Raw genomic sequence first — 6,313 nt, 5'->3', positions numbered from 1 at the left:
CCGGCAGCCGGGCCAGCTCCGTCGCCAGCCGGAGCAACCGCGACGCCCCCGCACCGGTCATCCCCGCCGCGCCGCGCAACCACGTCCCGGTCGAGCCATACCCGACACCCTTGACCTCCCCCGCCACATGCACCCGGCCCACCCGCGCGGCGATCGCCGAGGTCAACCGATCCCGCGCGTACAGCAACTCCTCCGCCTCAACCAGACACAGCGCGGCGCTGTCGGGAAGGCCGGCCACCGCCAGCCGGGACGCCATCTCCCGCAACTCCGACACCAACACCCCGGACGCCGCCGGCCCACCCGAACCCGAACCTGACGGGCCTCCTGCCGACCCCACCGGCCCGTCCGAACCTGCGGTCCCCGAACCCGTAGACCGCCCCGGCTCTTCAGAACCCATAGACACGGCAGGCGGCTCGTGACCGCCAGACGTTTCACCATCAGACGGTTGACGGCCAGACGGCTCAACGCCGGACGGCTCACTGCCGCCGGAAGAGTCGGAGTCACTCGAGCTCGTGGAGGGACCGGAGGTGCCGGCGTCGGAAGAGGGTCCCCGGACGAACTGACGGTATGCCTCGTGCTGCCAGGCGTCGCCGTACGCCTCGTCGGCGGAGCGCTGCGGCGGAACGTAGTCAGGGTCCAGCACAGTGCCCTTGAGGACATCGGGCAACTCGCGCCTGGAGGGGCGCGCCGTAGGAGAGGAACCTGCTACGTCGATCGGCGACCCGGACATCGACGGCACCTCCCCTGGGCTGTAGCGGATCTCAAGAACTGCCCTCACGCTATCCAGCACCTACGACAAAACCGAGCATGATCCACCGCAAAGCCGCAGGTCAGAGGGCTGTGCTAAAGATCTACCTAAGATGCCTGAACGGACCCGAGTCGCCGAGCCGCGATCTCCCGGATACGCCCGCCAGAAGACGCACGCGGCCGGGGCGTTCCCGGCCCGTCGCCTCCTGGCCTGGAGCAGCACGCCCACGTACGACCGCGAACGGCCCTCCGAGAATTTGTGAGGACCTCTCAGGCCCCGCGTTTAGGCTTACGTCGTGGATGATCAGCACTTGAGTTCCCATGCTCGTTGACGATCTTGTACGGCTCGCGCGGCGCGACGGGCCGGTGACGGTGCTCAAGGACACTCGGGTGCTGGTTGTGCGGGTCGGCGACGTCGTGGTCAAGGCTCACCCGGCCGACACGGACGAGAAAGGACTACGCGCTCGCTTGGACATGGCCGGTCGGCTGCCCGGGGTGATGCTGGTCCCCCTCGGCCTGGATCGGCTGGGCGACCGGCTCGTGACGATCTGGCCCGCCGGGAAGGCGCTGACTCCCGCCCTCCTCGACAGCGGCGCCACGCCATGGGAGGAAGGCGGCCGGCTCCTCGCGCGGCTCCACGCCCATCCCCTGCCCACCGGTATGCCCCCAGCAGGCGGACCCGCGCGCCTGGCCAGAGCCATGGCGGAGTTGGACGCAATCGAACAAGACAGCGTCACCGCACAGCGCACTGCGGAGCCGGACAGCGTCGCACACGGCACGGCCGAGTCGGACAGCCTCGCACAGCGCACTGCGGAGTCGGACAGCCTCGCACCAGAGGCGCGAGAGCTGGACAGAGGCGAGCAGAGCAAGGATGACCCAATCAGGGACAGGGCGGGCGCCGGAGAGTCCCGCATGGGGAAGTACGGCGGGGGTGAGCAGGATTCGGACGAGTTGGGCGGTGTGGACGCTGTCGCCATCATCCGGAAGGCGTACGAGACGCTGCCGCCGCTGACTCTTCCGGCCGCGAGACCGGCGCTGACGCACGGCGACTGGCATCTGGGACAGCTCGTCCGCCATGCGGGGACGTGGCTGCTGATCGATCCGGACGACCTCGGGGTGGGCGACCCGGCGTGGGACCTCGCCCGCCCCGCGGCCTGGTTCGCGGCCGGGCTGCTGGAGCCCGCCGCGTGGGACCACTTCCTGTCCGCCTATCTCCGAGCGGGCGGCGCGGCCGTGCCGTACGACGACCCGTGGCGGGAACTCGACCTGCCGGCCCGGGCGTTGACCGTCCAACTGGCCGCGACGTCCGTGGTCACGGCGAGAAGGGCGGGCGACGCCCTCGACGACGTGGCCCTGGCGCTGGTCTCCTCCTGCGAGAGGATCCTCGCGGCCGCAGGCGAAAGCCAGAGATAGAGCTTAGAGATAGAGCAGGGAGAGGGTTATCGATGGAGTGTCCCAAGTGCCGTGGCCGGATGCGGACGTACGACCGCAACGGGATCCACATCGAGCAGTGTGACAACTGCCGGGGGATCTTCCTGGACTACGGCGAGTTGGAGACGCTGACCAGGCTGGAGTCCCAGTGGGCGCAGCAGCAGTACGCGCCGCCGCCCGCTCACAATGGCCCGGCCTGGGGCGCGCCGCACCATGGGGGGCACCACGGCCACCACAACCGAAGCTGGGTGGGCATGCTCTTCTCCAGCTGAGCCCAACGGAAAGGCCGCGGTCCCGGACCGCGGCCTTTCGTCCCAGCAGGGGTCTTCTCGTCTCAGGCGGGGCCTTATGGTCTCCGCCGGGGACTTCGTCCGAGTACGGAACCTCCGCCCAGCAGGGGAAGCCTTCGGCAGGACGCGAGCCCCGGCGGGACGGTCATGACACCGCACGGAGCCGCCGCGCCTCCCACAGGTGCCCGTGGAAAGTCTCAGGACGGGAAGTCGTCCGGGTTGACGTCGCTTGTCGACGCGTTCCCACCGCTGATCTTGTTCAGCGTGATCGTCCAGTTGTTCCAGCGGACCTGGGTGGCCGTGTAGGTGGTCCGGTAGCGCAACGCGTCATCGAACCGCGAGAACCGGCAGCTTCTGTTGAAGGCGTGCGCCGCGCGGTCGTAGTCGACGCCGGTCGTGAAGTAGACGCGGTAGCTCCCGTCCCTGATGTTGGGGACCTTGGCGGTCGACTTCTTCCGCACGTAGAGGCTGACGGCCTTCTTCTTGCCCTTGACCAGGCTCACGACCCCGTCCCGGGAGCCGCCGTTCTTGACGGTCAGGCTGCCCCGGCCGCCGCGGACGGCCGACAGCAGGACCGTGCCGTTGCCGGGCCGGCGGTCGCGCTCCTTGGGCGGCTTGAGGCCGATCAGCCCGCCTCGGTAGTCGCCGCCGCCCGCCAGGTCCGCCCCGGCCTCCTTGAGATCGGCGAACTCGCCCGACTTGCCGAGCCGGGCGAGGACCGCCCCCGAGGTGCACAGGCTGCGCCCGTCGACGGCGACATGGAGGGTGTCCAGCTCGCCGTTCATCGCGCGCAGCGCCGCGAGGTAGTCGGCGTGCTCCGGGCCGATGTCCGCGGGCGGCTGGACGCCACCGAGCTGCCCGACCGCGTCGTCGACCGCGTTCTTGGCGCGGTCGATCCGCTGGCCGATCGACCGCAACGTGCGGGCCTTGGCGATGGCGCCCAGCGCGGCGGCGACGGGCTTGCCGGCCCCGTCCAGCGTGACCTGGTAGGCCTCGGGCGTCAGCCCCGAAGGGGCCGGAGATCCAGACGAGGACCCAGATGAGGACCCGGGCGAGGCGCCGGCGGGAGAGGCCGGGCTGGGGCCGCCCGTGGAGCTCTTTCCGGTGCAGGCCGCCAGGGCGAAGGTCACGGCCAGCGCGGCCGCCGGTAGTCGGGGAGAGATCACCCCCACCACTTTTTACGGATCAAACACCGTGTGTCAAGACGACGCCGTCAGCCCCTCTTGACCGACGGACAGCCACCTCGCGATCCCGATCGACTCCAGGAACGGCAGGTCGTGGCCGGCCACGATGAGCGCCCCCCGGTAGGCCGACAGCGCCTGTGCGAGCTGCCTGACGCTGGCCAGGTCGAGGTTGTTCGTCAGCTCGCCCGCGACGAGCCTGAGCAGCGTGGATTTCCCGGAACCGTTCGCCCCGATGAGCCCTGTCCGGCCCGTCCCGAAAGTGAAGTCGAGGCCGTCGAAAACGGATGTGCGGTCAGGCCACGAAAAGGACAAACGAGCACAAATGACGGAAAATGGCATAAAGACGATCCCGGGGATGCTCATGAGGTGAATGCACGGTGGCGGCGACCTCAGAACTCCAACGGAACCTCCAGGGATGCGACTACCAGACGGCTGCCACGCTAGGCACCGGGACCGCCCCCGCGCCACTGGTTTTCCGGTGACCGGGGAGGCAGGCGACCAGGGAAGTGACAAAAGCCTCCCCCACTAGATGACCATGGCCTCTTGCCGGTAAGGTAACCCTGTCCTAATTTAGGTAAGGCTTACCACTCCCCCGGAGGGCCACTGTGTTCGCGAGCTTCCTCATCGGGCTGCGCGAGGGCCTGGAGGCGACGCTCGTCGTTTCCATCCTCGTGGCCTTCCTGGTCAAGAGCGACCGCCGAGACAGGCTGCCGCTCGTCTGGTCGGGAGTCGGGGCGGCCGTCGCGCTCTCCGTCGGGTTCGGCGCGCTGCTCACCTTCACCGCCGCGCACCTGGAATCGCGGCAGCACGAGCTGTTCGACGCGATCGCCTCGCTGGCCGCCACCGTGTTCGTCACCTTCATGATCTTCTGGATGCGGACGGCGGCGCGGAAGATGTCGGGCGAGCTCCGGGAGAAGCTCAGCGACGCCCTCCAGCTCGGCGGGACCGCCGTCGTCGTCATGGCGTTCCTCGCCGTGGCCCGAGAGGGCCTGGAGACGGCGCTCCTGTGGTTCGCCGCGGCGCAGGGGGCGGCGGCCAGCGCGAGCCCCCTGATCGGGATCACCCTCGGGCTGCTCGTGGCCGTCGCCCTCGGCTGGGCGCTCTACCTGAGCGCTCTGGTGATCAACCTCACCAAGTTCTTCACCTGGACGGGGCTGCTGCTGATCCTGGTCGCCGCCGGCATCTTCAAGTACGGCGTGCACGATCTCCAGGAGTCGGGGGTGCTGCCCGGGCTGAACACCCTCGCCTTCGACATCAGCGGCGTCCTCGACCCGTCGGCGTGGTATTCCACGCTGCTCAGCGGCATGTTCAACATCACCGCGCAGCCCAGCGTGCTGGAGACGATCGCCTGGGTCGCCTATGCCTTGCCCGTTCTCTTCCTCTTCCTCCGGCCCTCCAGCAAGGCGCCCGTGAGTCCTGCTCCCAAATCGGCTCAGCCCGCTTCCTGAACCCTCACCGCAAGAGTCGGAGTCCCACGCACATGCGCACCGCCACCGTCCTGACCGCCGCCGCCCTGGCCCTCGCCGGGCTCACCGCCTGCTCCTCGACAAGCGGCTCCGGGGGCACCGGCACGACGACCGCCGCGGCCGAGCCCGGGAAGCCCGGGAAGATCGCCGTCGCCGCCACCGACACCGAGTGCCAGGTCGGCACGGCCCAGCTCGCCGCCGGCACCTCCACCTTCGCCGTGACCAACAACGGCAGCAAGGTGACCGAGTTCTACGTGTACGCCCCGGGCGACCGGGTGATGGGCGAGGTCGAGAACATCGTGCCCGGCCTGACCCGCGAGGTCGTCATCGAGCTCCCGCCGGGGGCCTACGAGGCCACCTGCAAGCCGGGAATGTCGGGGAAGGGGATCCGCAACCCGCTCACGGTCACCGGCGAGCACAAGCCGCTGGCCGCGGACGCGAAGCTCGCCGAGGCGGTCGCGAGCTACAAGGCGTACATCAAGTCCCAGTCCGACACGCTGCTCGTCAAGACGAAGGAGTTCGCGGACGCGGTCAAGGCGGGCGACATCGCCAAGGCCAAGGAGCTCTTCCCGGTCGCCCGCACCTACTGGGAGCGCATCGAGCCGGTGGCCGAGGTCTTCGGCGACCTCGACCCGGCGATCGACGCCCGCGAGAACGACGTGGCCAAGGGCGAGAAGTGGACGGGCTTCCACAAGATCGAGAAGGATCTCTGGGTCACGAAGGACGTCAGCGAGGACGGCCCGATCGCCGACAAGCTCATGGCCGACGTCACCACGATCGTGGCGAAGTCCAACTCGGCGGAGCTCTCCCCCGTCCAGCTGGCGAACGGCGCCAAGGAGCTGCTCGACGAGGTGGCCACCGGCAAGATCACCGGCGAGGAGGACCGCTACTCCCACACCGACCTGTGGGACTTCGACGCCAACCTTCAGGGGTCCAAGGCGGCCGTCCAGGCCCTCCGGCCGGTGCTGCAGGAGCGCGCCGCCGACCTGGTGACGACCCTCGACGAGAAGTTCGCCGCGGCCGAGAGCACGCTCGGCGAGCACCGGGCCGGGGACGGCTGGAAGCCGCACAACGAGCTGTCCAAGGACGATCTGAAGGCCCTGTCGGACGCCATCAACGCCCTCGCCGAGCCGATCAGCAGGGTCGCCGCCGTGGTGGTGGCCAAGTGAGTGACTCAGTGCGTGGCCCATTGAGT

The 6,313-nt window shown here is 69.3% G+C and carries 6 protein-coding genes and 1 pseudogene; 4 read left to right on the top strand and 3 right to left on the bottom strand.

Translation table 11 applies throughout. The annotated features are described in order from the left end of the window. On the bottom strand, window positions 1–274 hold a 274-nt coding region (locus ABH927_RS26640; protein WP_370025913.1), incomplete at its 3' end, for a hypothetical protein. 794 nt (window positions 275–1,068) lie between these two features. On the opposite strand from ABH927_RS26640, the gene ABH927_RS26635 reads away from it, so the two are divergent. Then, the gene (locus ABH927_RS26635) at window positions 1,069–2,160 is read left to right on the top strand and encodes a phosphotransferase family protein (protein WP_370025911.1); all 1,092 of its coding nucleotides are present in this window, start codon (window positions 1,069–1,071) and stop codon (window positions 2,158–2,160) included. Window positions 2,161–2,192: 32 nt separating this feature from the next. Next, window positions 2,193–2,450, top strand: a complete 258-nt coding sequence (locus tag ABH927_RS26630; protein ID WP_370025909.1) for a zf-TFIIB domain-containing protein — start codon at window positions 2,193–2,195, stop codon at window positions 2,448–2,450. 215 nt (window positions 2,451–2,665) lie between these two features. Here ABH927_RS26630 and ABH927_RS26625 read toward each other — a convergent pair whose 3' ends face one another. Together ABH927_RS26625 and ABH927_RS26620 are read right to left on the bottom strand one after the other, a co-directional pair. Beyond that, entirely contained in the window at window positions 2,666–3,634 is a 969-nt protein-coding gene (locus ABH927_RS26625; protein ID WP_370025907.1) for a hypothetical protein, read from the bottom strand. Between the two features lie 192 nt (window positions 3,635–3,826). Further along, window positions 3,827–3,991, bottom strand: a pseudogene (locus tag ABH927_RS26620) (ATP-binding cassette domain-containing protein); the annotation flags it as partial. Between the two features lie 266 nt (window positions 3,992–4,257). Between ABH927_RS26620 and efeU the strand changes: the two are divergent. Next, window positions 4,258–5,100, top strand: coding sequence for an iron uptake transporter permease EfeU (efeU, locus tag ABH927_RS26615; protein ID WP_370025905.1), 843 nt, complete (start codon window positions 4,258–4,260; stop codon window positions 5,098–5,100). A 32-nt stretch (window positions 5,101–5,132) separates the two neighbouring features. Next, on the top strand, window positions 5,133–6,287 hold the full coding sequence (efeO, locus tag ABH927_RS26610; protein WP_370025904.1) for an iron uptake system protein EfeO: 1,155 nt from the start codon (window positions 5,133–5,135) through the stop codon (window positions 6,285–6,287). Window positions 6,288–6,313 lie beyond the last annotated feature (26 nt).

The organism is Planotetraspora sp. GP83 (assembly GCF_041262585.1).
Classification (GTDB): Bacteria; Actinomycetota; Actinomycetes; order Streptosporangiales; family Streptosporangiaceae; genus JAOEGB01.
This window is presented reverse-complemented; position numbering and strand designations above follow the sequence as displayed.